At 72.3% G+C, this 17,867-nt stretch carries 15 protein-coding genes; 2 read left to right on the top strand and 13 right to left on the bottom strand.

All coding sequences use genetic code 11. The features are described 5' to 3' along the window. Nucleotides 1–65 precede the first annotated feature (65 nt). The 8 genes from pstS to mshD form a co-directional block, all read right to left on the bottom strand. Entirely contained in the window at nucleotides 66–1,205 is a 1,140-nt protein-coding gene (pstS, locus tag ACIQFX_RS37310) for a phosphate ABC transporter substrate-binding protein PstS (RefSeq protein WP_402472611.1), read from the bottom strand. Nucleotides 1,206–1,855: 650 nt separating this feature from the next. Further along, nucleotides 1,856–2,278, bottom strand: coding sequence for an NUDIX hydrolase (locus ACIQFX_RS37305; protein WP_402472608.1), 423 nt, complete (start codon nucleotides 2,276–2,278; stop codon nucleotides 1,856–1,858). Continuing rightward, on the bottom strand, nucleotides 2,275–3,573 hold the full coding sequence (locus tag ACIQFX_RS37300; RefSeq protein ID WP_402472606.1) for a CHAD domain-containing protein: 1,299 nt from the start codon (nucleotides 3,571–3,573) through the stop codon (nucleotides 2,275–2,277). Before ACIQFX_RS37300 ends, ACIQFX_RS37305 begins: the two co-directional genes overlap by 4 nt. Further along, nucleotides 3,560–5,803, bottom strand: a complete 2,244-nt coding sequence (locus ACIQFX_RS37295) for an RNA degradosome polyphosphate kinase (protein WP_402472604.1) — start codon at nucleotides 5,801–5,803, stop codon at nucleotides 3,560–3,562. Before ACIQFX_RS37295 ends, ACIQFX_RS37300 begins: the two co-directional genes overlap by 14 nt. A gap of 234 nt (nucleotides 5,804–6,037) precedes the next feature. Beyond that, nucleotides 6,038–7,021 carry an ABC transporter permease gene (locus tag ACIQFX_RS37290; RefSeq protein WP_399524333.1) on the bottom strand — a complete coding sequence of 328 codons (984 nt, stop codon included), beginning with the start codon at nucleotides 7,019–7,021 and terminating at the stop codon, nucleotides 6,038–6,040. Further along, entirely contained in the window at nucleotides 7,018–7,863 is an 846-nt protein-coding gene (locus ACIQFX_RS37285) for an ABC transporter ATP-binding protein (protein WP_402472601.1), read from the bottom strand. The genes ACIQFX_RS37290 and ACIQFX_RS37285 overlap by 4 nt, the downstream gene beginning before the upstream one ends. After that, entirely contained in the window at nucleotides 7,860–8,246 is a 387-nt protein-coding gene (locus tag ACIQFX_RS37280) for a GntR family transcriptional regulator (protein ID WP_402472662.1), read from the bottom strand. Before ACIQFX_RS37280 ends, ACIQFX_RS37285 begins: the two co-directional genes overlap by 4 nt. 144 nt (nucleotides 8,247–8,390) lie before the next feature. Beyond that, nucleotides 8,391–9,317 (bottom strand): mycothiol synthase, encoded by a 927-nt coding sequence (mshD, locus tag ACIQFX_RS37275; protein ID WP_402472599.1) that lies wholly within the window; start codon nucleotides 9,315–9,317, stop codon nucleotides 8,391–8,393. 152 nt (nucleotides 9,318–9,469) lie between these two features. Here mshD and ACIQFX_RS37270 point away from each other — a divergent pair, with 152 nt between their 5' ends. Together ACIQFX_RS37270 and ACIQFX_RS37265 are read left to right on the top strand one after the other, a co-directional pair. Beyond that, nucleotides 9,470–11,302, top strand: coding sequence for a bifunctional metallophosphatase/5'-nucleotidase (locus ACIQFX_RS37270; protein WP_402472596.1), 1,833 nt, complete (start codon nucleotides 9,470–9,472; stop codon nucleotides 11,300–11,302). A 169-nt stretch (nucleotides 11,303–11,471) separates the two neighbouring features. Next, complete coding sequence (locus ACIQFX_RS37265; protein WP_402472593.1) at nucleotides 11,472–12,323, top strand: phosphatidylinositol-specific phospholipase C; 852 nt, start codon at nucleotides 11,472–11,474, stop codon at nucleotides 12,321–12,323. On the opposite strand, the gene ACIQFX_RS37260 is transcribed toward ACIQFX_RS37265, so the two are convergent. The 5 genes from ACIQFX_RS37260 to ACIQFX_RS37240 all read right to left on the bottom strand — a co-directional run bounded on the left by ACIQFX_RS37260 (nucleotide 12,288) and on the right by ACIQFX_RS37240 (nucleotide 17,735). Further along, the gene (locus ACIQFX_RS37260; protein ID WP_402472590.1) at nucleotides 12,288–13,742 is read right to left on the bottom strand and encodes a sensor histidine kinase; all 1,455 of its coding nucleotides are present in this window, start codon (nucleotides 13,740–13,742) and stop codon (nucleotides 12,288–12,290) included. The two genes, ACIQFX_RS37265 and ACIQFX_RS37260, sit on opposite strands and share 36 nt — an antisense overlap. After that, on the bottom strand, nucleotides 13,739–14,482 hold the full coding sequence (locus ACIQFX_RS37255; protein ID WP_402472587.1) for a response regulator transcription factor: 744 nt from the start codon (nucleotides 14,480–14,482) through the stop codon (nucleotides 13,739–13,741). The genes ACIQFX_RS37260 and ACIQFX_RS37255 overlap by 4 nt, the downstream gene beginning before the upstream one ends. A gap of 32 nt (nucleotides 14,483–14,514) precedes the next feature. Then, nucleotides 14,515–15,582, bottom strand: a complete 1,068-nt coding sequence (locus tag ACIQFX_RS37250; protein ID WP_402472584.1) for a S1C family serine protease — start codon at nucleotides 15,580–15,582, stop codon at nucleotides 14,515–14,517. A gap of 290 nt (nucleotides 15,583–15,872) precedes the next feature. Continuing rightward, complete coding sequence (locus ACIQFX_RS37245; RefSeq protein WP_402472581.1) at nucleotides 15,873–16,901, bottom strand: LacI family DNA-binding transcriptional regulator; 1,029 nt, start codon at nucleotides 16,899–16,901, stop codon at nucleotides 15,873–15,875. A 24-nt stretch (nucleotides 16,902–16,925) separates the two neighbouring features. Further along, a complete protein-coding gene (locus ACIQFX_RS37240) occupies nucleotides 16,926–17,735 on the bottom strand; it encodes a response regulator transcription factor (protein ID WP_402472579.1) in 810 nt (269 codons plus the stop codon). Nucleotides 17,736–17,867 lie beyond the last annotated feature (132 nt).

The following is a 17,867-nucleotide window of genomic DNA, read 5'->3' as shown; positions in this document are numbered from 1 at the left end:
GGTCCCCCGCTCCGTTCCTTCCGGCGTGAGCCTTCGGGACGAGGGGGACCGGACCCGGCCGGGGGTCAGGACAGGGTGGGGACGATCGCGCGGACCTTGGCCGCGATCTCGGCCGGGAGCGGGGCGTAGCCGGCCTCGGAGAGGACCTTCTGGCCCTCCTCGCCGGACGTGTAGGTGAGGAACGCCTTCAGGGTCGCCAGGGTCTCCGGCTTGTTGCCCTTGTCGCAGGCGATCTCGTACGTGACCAGGGTCAGCGGGTACGCGCCGTCCGCCTTGGTCTCGTAGTCGAGGGAGAGGGCCAGGTCGCTGCCGGTGCCCTTGACCTTGGCGGCGGCGATGGCCTTCGAGGCGTTCTCCGTGGTCGCGGCGACCGGAGCGGCGGCACCCGTGTTGATGCTGACCGTGGAGATCTTGTTCGCCGTGGCGTACGAGAGCTCGAAGTATCCGATGGAGCCCTCGGCGTCCTTGACCGCGGTGGCGACACCGGAGGAACCGTTGGCGGCCTGGCCACCCGGGGCGGGCCACGACTTGGTCTTCGGGTCGTACTTCCAGTCGGCCTTCGCGGTGGCCGACAGGTACTTGCCCAGGTTCTGGGTGGTGCCCGACTCGTCCGAGCGGTGGAAGGCCTGGATGGTGGTGTCGGGGAGCTTCGCGCCCGGGTTCAGCTTGACGATCGCCGGGTCGTTCCACTTGGTGATCTTCGTGTCGAAGATCTTCGCGAGGGTGGGGGCGTCCAGGACGAGGTTGTCCACGCCCTCCAGCTTGTAGCCGATGGCGACGGGGCCGCCGACCATCGGCAGGTTGATGCCCTTGCCGCCCTTGCAGATCTTCTGCGACTCGGCGACCTCTTCGTCCTTGAGGGCGGAGTCGGAGCCCGCGAAGGCCACCTGGCCCTGGTTGAACTTGGTGATGCCGCCGCCGGAGCCGATCGCCTGGTAGTTGACCTCGACGCCCGCGCACGCGGCCTGGAAGTTCTTGACCCACAGGTCCATGGCGTTCTTCTGCGCGCTGGAGCCGGCGGCCAGCAGCTGGCCCTTGGCGCCGTCACAGGCGATGTTCGACGCGGCCGCGGTGGTCTTGGAGCCGTCCTTCGTGGGCGTCTCCGAGTTGTTGTCCGAACCACACGCCGACAGGACGAGCGCACCGGAGACGACGAGGGCACCGATCGCGGAGGCGCGAAGCCCGTTCTTGCGCGAAAGCTTCACTTTCGGGTGTTCCTTCCAGAAGCCGCCCTGTCGCGGACCGAGTGTCCTGAACTTTTCTACGGCGGCGTGTGTCGGTTGGTCGGTGCGGCGTACTGCTTCGTGCACCGTGTAAGGCCGAAATTAGGCAGAACAGGTGAAGCCGTCGACGGGAGAGGGTGAACGGGAAGTGAACCGTGCCGTAAGCCCGGGTGCGGGGCCCTCGGGCGGGCGGCGGGGCGGGCGGGGCGGGCGGGGCGGGTTCGGGGGTGTGCTTCGGGGCGGGGCGGGGCGGGCTGCGGGGGTGCGCTTCGGGGCGGGGCGTCGGGGTGCGGCGCCCGTCCGCTCGGTCGCCGGCCGACGCGCCTGCGCCCACGGCGGCGCCTCCGCCTCTTGTGCCTGGACCCGTACCGGTACGGCGTCGCGCAACGGGGTGCGGGTTCGGGCGCGGAAGCCTGGGCCTGGCAAAGGGCGCCGTCCGTTGTGCCCACCCTCCCCCAGACTCCGTCCGGGGGGACCCCCACGCCCCTGGCGGACGATTGCCCACAACGAGGTGGGCCAGGCCGAGCCGGGGTGGGCCCGTTTCTGGCGGGCGATTGCCCACAACGGGGGTGGCGGCCGGGAGGCGGGCCGCCCGGAACCCGGGTGGCGGGTGGTGCGGCTCGTGGGTCGGGTCAGGGGTGGGGGGTGGTGAGGGCGGCGTCGAGGAGGGCGCGGTCGCGGGGCTGGGTGAGGCGGAGGCGGGCGGCGGACGGGGGGAGCCAGAGGAGGGCGTCGACCTCGGTGTTGGGAGTGAAGGCGCCGGAGAGGGCCCGGGCGGACCAGTAGGTGACGTGCTTGGGGCGGCCGGCGACCGTGTAGTGGGCCGTGGGGAGGCGCGGGCCGAGCTCGCAGTGCCGGCCCGTCTCCTCCAGGACCTCGCGGAGGGCGCACGCCCTCGCCGATTCGCCGCGCTTGCGCTTGCCCTTCGGGTGGGACCAGTCGTCGTACTTGGGGCGATGGACCAGGGCGATCTCGATGCCGTGGCCGGACGGGGCCGGGCGCCAGAGGACGCAGCCTGCGGCGAGGACGGGCGGGGGGTCGGGGGTGGCGGTCATGGGACGGGTGCTGTGGTGCGGCGCCAGGCGTGCTGGAAGGCGAAGCGGGCGGCTTCGACCTCGTGGCGCTGGTCGGCGTGGAGGACGCCGAGGGCGTACGCGGTGGCCGGGGCGATCCGGGGGGTGCGGGCCGCCGTGGCGGCTGCGGTGGCGGCTTCGGCGGCGTCGCGGTGCCGGTCGAGGGCGCGGGCGGCCTCGTACAGGGCGGAGTCGGGTTCGCCGCCGGTGTGCAGGGCCTCGGAGGCGTACCGGTGCAGGCGCAGCAGCAGCCGGGTCTGGTGCCAGGGCGCGTCCTGCGTCTCCCCGGCGCCGAGACCGAGCGCCTCGGCGTTGTACGGGTGGGCCGCCCGGTTCAGGGGAAGCGCCGCCACCGCTTCGAAGAGGCGCCGTTCGGCGACCTCGGCGGGGCCGTCCAGGATCTCGACGGCGGGTGCCGCGCCCAACGGTCCGAGGGGCACCTCGGAGGCGAGCAGCGCGAGGGCGTCGGCGACGGCGTGGAACCGTGCGGAGCCCAGCGCCTGGAGGGCGGCCGAGTGGGCCCGTGTACGGGCCAGGGTCAGCTGCCGGTCCAGCAGGGCTCCGGCGCGGGCGGCGCCCACGGAGAGTCCGTGCGTCTCGCTTCCCCGCGCGGTGGGCACGCCCGACCGGCCGCCCGGGGAGCCTGATGCGCCGAGCTGGGCGGCCGATGCGCCGCCCCGGGAGCCGGGCGCGCCGAGCTGGGCGGCCGATGCGCCGAGCTGCGTGCCGGACGGGTCGACCGGCCCGAACGGCCCGCCCGAGGAGCCGGATGCGCCGAGCTGCGTGCCCGATGCGCCCACCTGGATGCCGCCCGCGCCGCCCGGAACCGCGCCGCCCGGAACCGCGCCGCCAGGAACCGCGCCGCCCGGAACCGCGCCGCCAGGAGCCGTACCGGCCGCGCCGCCCAGGTCTGTCCTGGGCGTCCCGTATCCCGTGCTGCCCGTTCCGTTCGAGAGGCGGGAGAGGGCGTCGACGAGGCGGACGAGGCGGGAGGTGCAGGCGTGTTCGAGGGCGAGGGTGCCGGAGAGCCAGGCGAGTTCGGTGCGGAGGTGGTCGGCCCAGGCGGGGTCGAGGAGGGGGCGGAAGGTGTGGAGGGTGCCGCTGATGCGGCGGGCGGCGCCGCGGAGGGTGCGGGCCGCCTCCTCTGCTCCGGCGGTGTCGGAGCCGCTCTCGTGGTGCAGCCGCAGGCCGCGGAGGAAGTCCGCGGCCCGGGCGTGCAGGTAGGGAGCGAGGACCTCGCCCGCCGTGATGTCCGCCGAGTGGTCAGGGTTGTGCACGCCGGCGCCTCCGCGCGTCGATGAGCATCTCCTGGACGTGCCGCAGGGGGCGGCCCTCGGGGTCGGTCGCGTGGCGCGTCCAGTTCCCGTCGGGGCCGAGGTGCCAGGAGGAGGTGGTGTCGGACATCCCGGTCTCCAGGAGCCGGGTGAGTGCGGCCCGGTGGGCCGGGTCGGTGACCCGGACGAGCGCCTCGATGCGGCGGTCCAGGTTGCGGTGCATCATGTCGGCGCTGCCGAACCAGACCTCGGGTTCGCCGCCGTTGCCGAAGGCGAAGACCCGGGAGTGCTCCAGGAAGCGGCCGAGGATCGAGCGGACCCGGATGTTCTCCGAGAGGCCGGTGACGCCGGGCCGTACGGCGCAGATGCCGCGGACCCAGATGTCGACGGGGACGCCGGCCCGGGAGGCCTGGTAGCAGGAGTCGATGACGGCTTCGTCGACCATCGAGTTGACCTTGATCCGCACGTACGCGGGCCGTCCGGCGCGGTGGTGGGCGATCTCCTTGGTGATGCGGGAGACCAGGCCGTCCCGCAGCGACTTGGGGGCGGTGAGGAGGCGCCGGTAGGTCTCGCGGCGGGAGTAGCCGGAGAGCCGGTTGAACAGGTCGGACAGGTCCGCGCCGACCTGCGGGTCGGCGGTGAGCAGGCCGAGGTCCTCGTACAGGCGGGCGGTCTTGGGGTGGTAGTTGCCGGTGCCGACGTGCGAGTACCGGCGGAGGAGCTCGCCTTCCTGGCGGACGACGAGCGACAGCTTGCAGTGGGTCTTGAGGCCGACGAGGCCGTACACGACGTGGCAGCCGGCCTCCTCCAGCTTGCGCGCCCACTTGATGTTGGCCTGCTCGTCGAAGCGGGCCTTGATCTCGACGAGGACGAGGACCTGCTTGCCGGACTCGGCGGCGTCGATCAGGGCGTCGACTATCGGGGAGTCGCCGGAGGTGCGGTACAGCGTCTGCTTGATCGCGAGGACGTCCGGGTCGGCGGCCGCCTGCTCCAGGAAGGCCTGGACGGAGGTGGAGAAGCTGTCGTACGGGTGGTGCAGGAGCACGTCCCGCTCGCGCAGCGCGGCGAAGACGTCGGGCGCGGACGCGGATTCGACCTCGGCGAGGTCGCGGTGGGTGCCGGCGACGAACTTCGGGTACTTGAGCTCGGGCCGGTCCTGGCCGGCGATCCCGAAGAGGCCGGTGAGGTCGAGCGGGCCGGGCAGCGGGTAGACCTCGGCGTCGGAGATCTTCAGTTCGCGGACGAGCAGGTCGAGGACGTACGGGTCGATGGACTCCTCGACCTCCAGGCGCACCGGCGGCCCGAAGCGGCGCCGCATGAGCTCCTTCTCCAGTGCCTGGAGCAGGTTCTCGGCGTCGTCCTCCTCGACCTCCAGGTCCTCGTTCCGCGTCACCCGGAACATGTGGTGCGCGAGCACCTCCATGCCGGGGAACAGCTCCTCCAGGTGTGCCGCGATGACGTCCTCCAGGGGCACGTACCGCTGCGGCGAGGCCTCCAGGAAGCGGGACAGCAGCGGCGGCACCTTGACGCGCGCGAAGTGGCGGTGGCCGCTGACCGGGTTGCGGACGACCACGGCGAGGTTGAGGCTCAGGCCCGAGATGTACGGGAAGGGGTGCGCCGGGTCCACGGCCAGGGGGGTGAGCACGGGGAAGATCTGCTGCCGGAACAGGGTGAAGAGCCGCGCCTGCTCCTTCTCGGTGAGTTCGGGCCAGCGGATCAGGTGGATGCCCTCGTCGGCCAGGGCCGGGGCCACGTCCTGCTGGTAGCAGGCCGCGTGCCGGGCCATGAGTTCGCGCGAGCGCGTCCAGATGAGGTCGAGGACCTCGCGGGGCTGGAGGCCTGAGGCCGAACGGGTGGCGACGCCGGTCGCGATGCGGCGCTTCAGGCCGGCGACGCGCACCATGAAGAACTCGTCGAGGTTCGACGCGAAGATCGCCAGGAAGTTGGCCCGTTCGAGGAGGGGCGTCGTCGGGTCCTCGGCGAGTTCGAGCACCCGCTCGTTGAACGCGAGCCAGCTGCGCTCTCGGTCGAGGAAGCGTCCCTGGGGGAGCGCTTCCCCCAGGCTGCCGTCGTCCTCGTACGTGTCGGGATCGGCGTCCAGGCCGTGGTCGAGGTCTTCCACGGCACTCGCGTTGACCACGAGCGGGCGGTGCGCGGCTATGGGGCCGAGCGACGGCGGGGCGGACTGCTTGGCGGCGGACTGGACCGGGACCTCGGCGGGCTGCTGGCTCATGGGCCCATTCTTCCGCGCGAAGGGGTGGTCGGGCGCGTCGGAGCGGGCCGTGGGGCCGGGAAGCCTCCCTTTGGGGAGGCTGGACACGGAGCGCTTCATTGCGTGAGCGTCGCAAGCGCGTCTGAATGGCCGGTAACGACGACATGTCGTACGGGAATCGGGGGCGGGGCCCTTGTCAGGGCCCCGCCCCCGGTTCCTCCTTACGGGTGACGGGCCTCGGCGAGCGCCCCGCTCCTACCGGTGCCGGGCCCGCAGGACGCGGAAGGCGGCGTAGGCCGCGACGGCGGCGAGGGCGAGGAGGATGCCGGACTCGATCAGCTGAGTGGGCCAGAAGTGGGACTCGGGGTGGTAGTCGACGTACTGGGTGGTGGCGCCGTGCCGTGCCTGGCACTGGGCCTCGACCTTGCCCCACAGGCCCTCGGTGACGTCCGTGCCCGGGGTGCGCGCCGCCTCCTCCCAGCAGATGAGCTGGTCGAAGCGGGCGCCGGAGGCCGTGAGGAGCCCCGAGTCCATCACCAGGCCGTTCTCCGGCGTCCAGAGCGTGGGGCCGGCCGGGGCGGTGATCGTCTTCACCGAGAGGATGGACCAGCGGAACGAGCCCATGACCAGCAGGACCAGGCCCATGACCAGACCGGTGGCGGCCATGGCGACGAGGGTGCGGCGGATCAGCTGGCCGACGAGCGCGCCGACGGCGACGGCCGCGAGGACGTATGCGAAGAGGACGATGCCGGTGGCCTCGTACGGGCCGCGGTCGGCCCAGGTGAGGTAGTAGGTGTCGGAGACGCGGCTCCAGCCGATCCGGAAGACGCCCATGAGGGCGAGCAGGGTGAGGAAGGCGACCGCGGTCGTCGAGACGAGCTTGGCGCGGAGCCAGGCCGCCGGGCTGACCGACTGGGTGAGGGAGAGCTTGTACGTCCCCGACTCGAACTCGCGGGCGACGAGCGGGCCCGCGACGAAGACGCCGACGAGGAGCGGCACGAGGAGCAGGTACGCGCTCCCGGACTCGACGGCCAGCCGCAGCGTCTCGTAGCCGCGGTTCTCGTCGGCGGGGACCAGGCCACCGCCGACCAGGTGGCGGTCGGGGGTCTGGGCGTCCCAGATCCGCAGGCCGCCGATCACCGCCAGGGACACCGCCACCGCCGCCACCGCCAGCCACAGCGTGCGCCGGTACTGGCGGAGCGTCACCCAGTAGGGGCCCTTCAGGGCGAGCGTGCTCATGCCGAGGCTCCTTCGGTGGTGCGCAGGTGGGCGAGGAGGAGGTCTTCGAGGGAGGGCTCCGAGGTCTCCCACGGGCCTTCGACCGGGCCCTCGCGGCGGATCAGGGCGGTCAGCTGTCGGCCCGTCGTGCGGGACTCGACGACCGTGTGCGGGGCGAGGTCCCCGATCGGTCCGGTGAGCAGGGTGTGCGCGGCGAGGAGGTCGTCGACGGGTCCTTCGAGGCGGACCTTGCCGCCGTGGAGCAGGACGAGGTGGTCGCAGGAGCCCTCCAGCTCGGTGAGGATGTGCGACGACATGACGACGGTGGTGCCGTGTTCGGCCGCGTCGGCCATCAGGAGGCCCATCAGCTGGTGGCGGGCGAGCGGGTCGAGGTCGGCCATCGGCTCGTCCAGGAGCAGCAGTTCGGCGCGCTTGCCGAGGGCGAGCGCGAGGGCGACGCGGGTGCGCTGGCCGCCGGAGAGGTCGCGTACGAGGGTGTCGGAGGAGAAGCCGCCGCCCTCGACGATCCGCCGGGCGACGGTGTCGTCCCAGCGCCCGGGGTTGAGTTCGCGGCCCATGCGCAGGGTGTCGGCGACGGTGAGCCGGGGGTGGAGCGGCTTGTCCTGGGCGACGTACGCGAGGCGCTCGCGGGCGGGGGCCTCGATGCTGCCCTCGGTGGGCCGGATCAGTCCGGCGGCGAGGGCGAGGAGGGTGGACTTGCCGGCGCCGTTGGGGCCGACGAGGGCGCAGACCCGGCCCGCGGGAAGGGCGAGGTCGCATTCGCGCAGGGCCCAGCCGCGGGCCCGCCCCCCGTATTTCTTGCCCAGGAGATCGGCCTCCAGCGCGATGCCGTCTCTCGTCATGCGTCGTCCCCCTCGAAGTGTTCCTTCAGTACGGATGTGAAGAGCGCGGCCACGTCGTCCCGTTCCAGTCCCGCGACGCGTGCCCGGCGCGCCCAGTCGGCGAGTTCGCCGCGCAGGGGCGAGTCGGCGGGGCCGGTGCCGAGGGTGGCGCGGACGAAGGTGCCGAGGCCGCGGCGGGCCTCGACGAGGCCTTCGCGTTCGAGCTCGCGATAGGCCTTGAGGACCGTGTTGGGATTGATGGCCGTCGCTTCGACGACCTCGCGTGCGGTGGGCAGTCGGTCGCCCGGTTCCAGGAGGCCCATTCGGAGGGCCTGCTTCGTCTGCTGGACGATCTGGAGGTAGGTGGCGACGCCACTGCGCCGGTCGATGCGGTACTCGACCACGTTCCCTTCCACCACCCTTTCACTAATCAAGTAGTGAAAGGGTGGTGCAAAGAAGGGGGCGGTGTCAACCGCCCCCTTCTCGGAGGGACTTACGACTCGGTGCGGTACGGGCCGGTCACGACGCCCGTGCGGTACGGGCGCCGGTCACGACTCCGTGCGGTACATCAGGTCCACCTCGTGCGTGGTGAAGCCGATGCCCTCGTAGACCCGGACCGCCGCCGTGTTGTCCGCGTCCACGTACAGCATCGCCGTGGGCAGCCCCTGGGCCGCCAGGTGGCGCAGGCCGATCGCGGTGAGGGCCTTGCCGAGGCCGCCGCCCTGGGCCTCCGGCAGGATGCCGACCACGTACACCTCGCCGAGCTGCTCCTCGGCGTGCGTCTTCGTCCAGTGGAAGCCGATCAGCTTCCCGTCCCGCTCCGCGAGGAAGAAGCCCTTCGGGTCGAACCACGGTTCGGCCGTCCGGTCGTCCAGGTCCCGCTGGGTGAGCGAGCCCTGCTCGGGGTGGTGCGCGAACGCGGCGGCGTTGACGGCGAGCCAGGCGGCGTCGTCCTGGCCGGGCGTGAAGGTGCGGACGGTGACGCCCTCGGGCAGCACCGGCTCCGGGATGTCGAGCGGCACCAGCGGCCGCCGCAGCTGGCGCAGCTCGCGGAAGAGCGTCAGGCCGAGCACCTGCGCCAGGTGCCGGGCCGCCGACTTGCCGCCGTGCGCCCAGGCGCGCAGCCGCTTGCCGGAGGCGCCGAGCAGCGCCGTGCCCAGCGCCCGGCCGTGGCCGCGGCCCCGGTTCGCCGGGTGGACGACCAGCTCGGCCGCCGGTGCCTCGATCGGGTCCGTCTCCTCCAGCTGCGCGTACCCGTAGAGGTGCGAGCCGACGGTGAGCAGGAAGTGGGTCACGCCCTCGCGCCTGCCGTGACGCAGGTACAGCCGCCCCTGCTCGGACACGGCGTGCACCCCGTCAGCACGGTCGGCCGCCTCCAGGAGGTCCAGTACGTCCTGGACCTGCTCCGGCGTGAGCTCGTCATACGTGTTGATCTGCCGTCCCGGTTCGATGGCCGGCGCCGCATCGGAAGTCATGCCCCCGAGCCTACGGCGACACCCCGTCAGCAATCGGCAACTGTCTTGTAACCCACTCCCCCCTGTTGCGCTACGCGCGTTGACTCTAGGCTGCTCGCGCAACGGGGGAGTAGATCAAGGCCGCGAATCGGGGCAAGGGGACTAGGGGAGAGATGGCAGCGACGCCGAGGAAGAACAAGAGGGTACGGCGGATTCTGGCCGCTGGTGCCGGGCTGGCGACGGTCGGGGCGCTCGTCGCCGCGATGCCGTCGGCCGGGGCGGCGGGGGACGCGTACGCCACCGGTGCGGGGACGAACGGCAAGGGATGGGGCCGGATGGTCGACGTCCAGCTGCTGTCCTTCAACGACCTGCACGGCACTCTGGAGCCGCCGGCCGGTTCGTCGGGTCAGGTGACCCGGACGAAGGCGGACGGGACGACCGAGAAGATCGACGCGGGCGGTGTGGAGTACCTGGCGACGCACCTGCGCCAGGCCCGTGAGGGGAACCGTTACTCCATCACGGCGGCGGCCGGTGACATGATCGGCGCGTCGCCGCTGCTGTCGGGGCTCTTCCACGACGAGCCGACGATCGGCGCGCTGAACCAGCTGGGCCTGGACGTCTCCTCGGTGGGCAACCACGAGTTCGACGAGGGCGCGGCCGAGCTGTCCCGGATGCAGAACGGCGGCTGTCACCCGACCGCCGGCTGCTTCGTCGAGGGCGAGGAGTTCCAGGGGGCCGACTTCCCCTACCTCGCGGCGAACGTGACGAAGGAGAAGACGGGCCGGCCGCTGCTCGACCCGTACTTCGTCTGGGAGAAGGACGGCGTCAAGATCGGCTTCATCGGCGTGACCCTGGAGGGCACCCCGAACGTCGTCACCGCGGAGGGCGTCAAGGGCCTGAAGTTCGGCGACGAGGTCGAGACGATCAACAAGTACACGAAGGTCCTGGAGCGCAAGGGCGTCAAGTCCATCGTCGCCCTGGTCCACGAGGGCGGCATGCCGGCCTCGGCCTCGTACAACTACAACTGCGACGGTGACGGCGACGGTGACGGCGAGGGCGTCTCGGGCGCGATCGTCGACATCGCGAAGAACGTCTCGCCGCAGGTCGACGCGCTGGTCACCGGCCACACCCACCAGGCGTACGTGTGCTCCATCCCGGACCCGGCGGGCAAGCCGCGCCTGGTGACCTCGGCGTCGTCGTTCGGCAAGCTGTACACGGACACGACGCTGACGTACGACCGCGCCACCAAGGACATCGTGCGGACGGCGGTGGCCTCGGCCAACCACGTCGTCTCGCGTGACGTGCCGAAGGCCGCGGACCTCACGAAGCTGATCGAGGACTGGCGCACGATCGCCGCGCCGGTGGCGAACCGCCCGCAGGGCTTCATCGCCGCCGACATCAACGGCCGCGGCTCCACGGCGTACGAGAAGCCGCTCGGCGACCTGATCGCGGACGCGCAGCTGGAGGGCCTGGCCCCGGCGGACAAGGGCGGCGCGCAGCTGGCCCTGATGAACCCGGGCGGCATCCGTTCCGACCTGGTGTTCAAGGCGTCCGGCGCCGAGGGCGACGGCGTGGTGACCTACGGCGAGTCGTTCACCGTGCAGCCCTTCACCAACATGATGAACGTGGTCGACCTGTCCGGTGCGAACCTGATCACCGCGCTGAAGCAGCAGGTCAGCGGCTCGAACCTGAACAGCGTCAAGATCCTGCAGGTCTCGAAGGGCCTCACGTACACGCTCGACATGACGAAGACGGGCGCGGACCGCGTCGTCGACGGCACGATCAAGCTGAACGGCGAGGCGATCGACCCGTCGAAGACCTACCGCGTCGCGATGAACGAGTTCCTCGCGGGCGGCGGCGACGGCTTCGCGGCCCTGGCCACCGGCACGAACAAGCTGGTCGGCGCCTCGGACCTCGACGTCTTCAACGCCTACCTGGCGAAGAACTCCTCGGCCGCCGCGCCGCTGCCGGTTCCGGCCGCGGACCGCATCACGGTCGTGAAGTGACGTAGTACACGGAGCACTTGATCGGCCCTGAGGGGGCCGAGGGGGCGGCGGACCGTTTCGGCGGGCCGTCGCCCCTTCTCTTCTCCGTGTCCCGCCGGCCTGCGGTGCGCGGATTCCGGCGTGATCGCACCCTGTGCTTATTGATGCGTACCTGTCATAGTGCGGTGCCATGGAGCGACGACGATTTCTCGTGGGGGCCGCCGGAGCCGGAGCCGCCCTGCTGGTCGGCGCGGCGCCCGCGGCGGCCGTGGACACGCGCGCGTGGATGGGCGGGCACGGGGACGGGACCGAGCTGCGGCGGCTCAGCATCCCCGGGACGCACGACTCGGGGGCCCGGTTCGGCGGGGCCTGGAGCGAGTGCCAGAACACCACCGTCGCCCAGCAGCTGGACAGCGGCATCCGCTTCCTGGACGTGCGGTGCAGGGTGACCGGAGGATCGTTCGCGATCCACCACGGGGCGTCGTACCAGAACATGATGTTCGGCGACGTGCTCGTCGCCTGCCGGGACTTCCTCGCCGCGCACCCCTCGGAGACCGTCCTCATGCGGGTCAAGCAGGAGTACTCGGAGGAGTCCGACGCCACCTTCCGCGCCGTCTTCGACGACTACCTCGACCGGCGCGGCTGGCGCTCCCTCTTCCGCATCGGGGACGCGCTCCCCCTCCTCGGCGAGGCCCGGGGCCGGGTCGTGCTCCTCGCCGACAACGGCGGGCTGCCCGGGCTGAGGTGGGGCGGCCCGGCCTTCGCCGTGCAGGACGACTGGAACGCGCTGCCCGACGCCAAGTACCCGAAGATCCAGGCCCACTTCCGCGCGGCCGCCGCGCAGCCGGGCCCGCTCCACGTGAACTTCGTCAGCACCTCCGCCTACCTCCCGCCCCGCTGGAACTCCGACCGCCTCAACCCCCGCGTCCACGGCTTCCTCGACAGCGCCGAGATGGCCGGCCGGACCGGTCTCGGGATCGTCCCGATGGACTTCCCGAACACCCGCTCAGGCCTCGTCGAGGCCCTCCTCCGGCACAACTGACAGCTCGGGCGGCGGCGTCGGCGCCCCCGGGAGACGCAGCCGCGCCACGGTGCCGCCGCCCTCCGCGGGGGACAGCGACACCGTGCCCCCGGCCTGCTGCACCGTCCGCGCCACGATCGACAGGCCCAGGCCCGAGCCCGGCAGGCTGCGTGCCGACGGGGAACGCCAGAAGCGGTCGAAGACGTGCGGGAGCTCGTCGGGGGAGACGCCGGGGCCGTGGTCGCGGACCGTGAGCTCGCCCCGCATCAGGGACACCTCGACCTCGCCCCGCGGCGGCGAGAACTTCACCGCGTTGTCCAGGACGTTGACCAGGGCCCGTTCGAGCGCCGCCGGCTCCGCCCGCACGTACCAGGGCGCCAGGTCCGTGACGAACGACAGCTCCGGGCCGCGCAGCCGCGCCCGGTCCAGGGCCGAGCGCAGGATGCCGTGCAGCGGTACGACCTCCAGCGGGCCCGGCCGCACCGTGTCGGGGCGGGACAGCTCCTGGAGGTCGCCGATCAGCGCGGCCAGCTCCGTCATCTGCGCCTTCACCGAGGCCATCAGGGCCCGCCGGTCGTCCGGCGGGATCGCCCGGCCGGTCTCCTCGCTGCGCGCCAGGAGCTCGACGTTCGTCCGGAGCGAGGTCAGCGGCGTCCGCAGCTCGTGACCCGCGTCGGCGATCAGCTGCGCCTGCCGGTCCCGGGAGGTCGCGAGCGCCGCCGTCATCGCGTTGAAGGAGCGCGAGAGGCGGGCGATCTCGTCCTCGCCCTCCACCGGGATGCGGACCGTGAGGTCCTCGGTGGCGGCCACGTGCTCGACCGCCTCGGCCAGCCGGTTCACCGGCTCCAGACCGGTCCGCGCCACCCACAGGCCGGCCGCGCCCGCGCCGACGACCCCGATCCCGGAGACCAGGAGCAGGACCCAGCGCAGCGTGGACATCGAGTTGTCGATCTCGGCGAGCGGCCGGGCGACGGAGACGGCGAGCCCGATCGGGCCCTCCTGCGGGTACGTGTAGACCCGCATCTCCCGCCCGGCGTCGTCCTTCACGGTGTGCAGGGCGTACTCCAGCTGCCCCCGCGCCACGCCGAGGTCGCCGGGCCCGGCCGGGATCGCGGCCTTCCCCGAGGTGCAGACGCTGCCGTTGGCGAGGATGACCTGGACCGTGTACGAGCCCGCCACCGGCGGCGGCGTCGTGCCCTGCCGGCACAGCGCGAGCAGGCTCTGCACCCCGTTCGGGTCCAGGCGGGTGCTGCGCAGCGAGGCGTCCATCTCCGCCTCCAGCTGCGCCCGCGTCACGAACCAGCAGGCCAGCGACACCCCGGCCACCGCGAGCGCCACCGCGAGCGCGGTCAGCAGCGCGAGGCGCGACCGCAGGGGCCGCGAGCGGAACCAGGCCAGGGGCCGGAGCACGCGCGGACGCCGGGTCGGGTGGTCCGTCACTCCCCGCCTCCTCCGCGCAGCGCGTAGCCCACGCCCCGCACCGTGTGGACGAGGCGCGGCTCGCCGCCGGCCTCGGTCTTGCGCCGCAGGTACATCACGTACACGTCCAGGGAGTTGGAACTGGGTTCGAAGTCGAAGCCCCAGACGGCCTTGAGGATCTGCTCGCGGGTCAGCACCTGCCGCGGGTGCGCCAGGAACATCTCCAGGAGCGTGAACTCGGTGCGGGTCAGCTCCACGGTCCGCCCGCCCCGCGTCACCTCGCGCGTCGACAGGTCCATCCGCAGGTCCTCGAAGGCCAGCACGTCGGCCTCGGACGGGCCGGGCGACGCGGCGGAGGCGTACGAACTGCGCCGGAGCAGCGCCCGGATCCGGGCGAACAGCTCGTCCAGCTCGAACGGCTTCACCAGGTAGTCGTCCGCGCCCGCGTCGAGGCCGGTGACCCGGTCGCCGACGGTGTCGCGGGCGGTGAGCATGAGGATCGGCACGGTCGAGCCCCCGGCCCTGATGCGGCGGGCCGCGGTCAGCCCGTCCATGCGGGGCATCTGGACGTCGAGGACGACGAGGTCGGGGGCGTAGGACTCCATCAGGCCCAGCGCGTCGAGTCCGTCGACGGCGACCTCGGTCCCGTACCCCTCGAAGGCGAGGCTGCGGCGCAGGGCCTCCCGCACCGCGGGCTCGTCGTCGACGATGAGGATGCGCTCGGCTTCGTTCTGCTGGCCCGTCAGGGGCTGTCCCGTCATGCGATCAGCGTCGCACGCCGTCCGTTCCCCGGTCAGTTGTCGCCGCCCGCGCGCAGGCTGTCGAGATCGGCCTTCACGGTGTCGATCGGGATGGCGAATCCGAGGCCGACGCTTCCGGCGGTGGAACCGTTCGAAGAACTGGGCGAATACATGGCCGAATTGATTCCGATGATCTCGCCGTTCATATTGATCAGCGCGCCGCCGGAATTCCCCGGGTTCAGGGAGGCGTCGGTCTGGATCGCCTTGTACGTCGTCTTCGACGAACCGGTGTCGCCGTTGAACTGCTGCCCGCCGAACTCGAACGGCCAGCCCTGCCGCGGGTCGTACTGCTGGCCGCCCTGCTGGTCCCGGCCGTCGTCGTCCTTGGCGACCGTCACGTCCCGGTCGAGGGCGGAGACGATGCCGCTGGTGACGGTCCCGGTCAGGCCCTCGGGGGAGCCGATGGCCACGACCTCCTCGCCGACCTTCACCTTCGACGAGTCGCCGAGCGTCGCCGTCCGCAGGCCCGACGCGCCCTTCAGCTTGATCAGCGCCAGGTCCTTGTCGGGGTCCGTGCCGACGACGGTGGCCTCGTACGTCTTCCCGTCGCTGAGCTGCACGCTGACGGTGGAGGCCCCGGAGATCACGTGGTTGTTGGTGACGATCTCGCCGTCGGAGGTGATGATCACGCCCGAGCCGGTGGACTTGCCCGCGTTCGACGACGCCGAGATCTCCACGATGGCGGGGGAGACGGCCGCCGCGACCCCGGCGACCGTGCCCTTGCTGCTCGCGGACACGTTCGTGCCGTTCACCGCGGAGTACGCCGTGGCCGGCGCGTCGGACGTGAGCTGCTGGACCAGCGTCGCCGTGCCGCCGCCGATCGCCGCCGCTGCGATCGCCACCGCGGCCATCAGACCGACCCCGCGCTTGGCCCGCCGCCGCGGCCCCGGCCCCGCCGCGGCGGCGACCGCCACCGGCGGCGCCGCGGGCGGCGGCGGCACCTGCCCGCCGGACGGCCAGATCGTCGTCCCCGGCTCCGTCGTGATCGGCTGCGTCGGCTCGTACGGCGGCCTCGGCGGGTAGTAGGGCTGCTGCGGCTGCTGCTCCTGGAAGTCCGTCATGGCAATGACTCTCGGCGCCGTTCATGAGAGCCGTCTGAGGACCGGCTGAGAAGCCCGACAGAACCCTGTATGCCCGATATAAAGACCCGCGTCCGGCCCCTTGAAGGCCTCCCCTCCGGCCTCCCGCCGGTACCGTGCCCGGTGTCCTGGGGCCCGTGCAGCGGCTCAACGGCTGGTCCTGGTGGAAGCAGGACGGCGTCCACTGACGGCGGGGCGAGCGGGGGCGGGGACGGGCGCCGTGCCCTCCCCGCTCGGCCGTGCCGGGGCCGCGGTCGTGCCGCGGGCCCGGCTCAGTGGCCGTTGCAGCCGCAGGAGCGGCGGACCACCAGCGCGGAGGGGAAGAGCTTGACGCGTTCGCGGCGGGAGCCGGCGACGCGGAGGGAGTCGTCGAGGACGAGGTCGACCGCGGCACGGGCCATGGCGGGGCGGTCCGAGGAGATGGTGGTCAGCGGGGGGTCGGTGAGGGCGGCTTCCTTGACGTCGTCGAAGCCGGCGACGGCGAGTTCGGTGGGGACCTCGATGCGGAGCTCGCGGGCGGCGCGCAGGACGCCGAAGGCCTGGTCGTCGGTGGAGCAGAAGATGGCCGGCGGCCGGTCCGGGCCCGCGAGCAGCTTGAGGGCGACCTGGTAGGCGTCGTAGCGGTTGTACGGGGCCTCGAACAGGCGGCCCTCGGTGGAGCGGCCGGCCTCCAGCATGGCGCGCCGCCAGCCCTCGACGTGGTCGGCGACCGGGTCGCCGACGGCCGGGGTGTTCGGGACGCCGCCGAGGCACGCCACGTACGGGTGACCGTGCTCCAGGAGGTGCCGGGTGGCGAGCTGCGCGCCGCCGATGTCGTCCGTGACGACGGCGACGTCGTCGATCGCCTCGGGCCGCTCGTGCAGCAGCACCACGCGCGCGTCCCAGGCCTCGATCTCGCTCGCGGCCTGCTCGCTCATGCCCTGGCTGACCAGGATCAGTCCGGAGACCCGCATGCCGAGGAAGGCGCGCAGGTAGTGGACCTCGCGCTCGGTCCGGTAGTCGGAGTTGCCGACGAGGACCATCTTCCCGCGCTCGGCCGCCGCCTGTTCGACGGCGTGCGCCATCTCGCCGAAGAACGGCTGCCGCGCGTCGGGAACGATCATGCCTATGAGATCCGTACGCCGGGACGCCATCGCCTGGGCCACCCGGTCCGGGCGGTAGCCCAGCTCCTTGATGGCGGCGAGGACACGCTCGCGCGTGGCCGGGGCGACCGGCCGGGGTCCGTTGTTGATGACGTAGCTCACGACCGCGGTAGAAGTACCTGCCAGTCGAGCTACGTCATCCCGCGTCACCTTGGCCACGCGCGGAAGTCTACGCGGGGGGACCTACCTACCGGCAGGTCGCACTGTGGCATCCGCCACGTTCGTGTCCTCCAGGGGGGTGACATCCACCGTGGCGTCCTTGACGCGGGAGCCCGCCCGGGCCCCCTCCTTGGCACGGGCCTCGTCGGCGGCGCGCTCCACCTTCTCCGGGGTGACGAAGCGGTAGCCGACGTTGCGGACGGTGCCGATCAGCGACTCGTGCTCCGGTCCGAGCTTGGCCCGCAGGCGCCGCACGTGGACGTCGACCGTTCGGGTGCCGCCGAAGTAGTCGTACCCCCACACCTCCTGGAGGAGCTGGGCGCGCGTGAAGACCCGGCCCGGGTGCTGGGCCAGGTACTTGAGGAGCTCGAACTCCTTGAAGGTCAGGTCCAGGACCCGGCCCTTGAGCTTCGCGCTGTACGTCGCCTCGTCGACCGACAGGTCGCCGTTGCGGATCTCCATCGGGGAGTCGTCGGAGACGATCTGCTGGCGGCCCATCGCGAGCCGGAGCCGCGCCTCGACCTCGGCGGGACCCGCGGTGTCGAGGAGGACGTCGTCGATGCCCCAGTCGGCGGTGACGGCTGCGAGGCCGCCCTCCGTGACGACGAGGATCAGCGGACAGCCGGGCCCGGTGGAGCGCAGCAGCTGGCAGAGCGAGCGCACCTGCGGGAGGTCGCGCCGGCCGTCGACGAGGATCACGTCCGCGCCGGGGGTGTCCACTAGGGCGGGGCCCTCGGCCGGGGCGACCCGGACGTTGTGCAGCAGAAGGCCGAGTGCGGGCAGCACCTCGGTCGACGGCTGGAGGGCGTTGGTCAGGAGCAGCAGTGAGCTCATCGCTCCCCACCTACCCAGGTCGTCGGTCCGTCGTGCGTCGTTCGCTCGTCCATGACGTCGGTTCCTCCTCGGTCCCTGCGAGGACGTCTATGTGTGCTCACGTGCGGCTCTCGCGCCCTGAGAGCTTTTGTT

This window comes from Streptomyces sp. NPDC093089, assembly GCF_044754405.1.
Lineage (GTDB): Bacteria > Actinomycetota > Actinomycetes > Streptomycetales > Streptomycetaceae > Streptomyces.
Note: the sequence above shows the minus strand (reverse complement) of the source record. Positions and strands in the feature narration are given on the sequence as shown.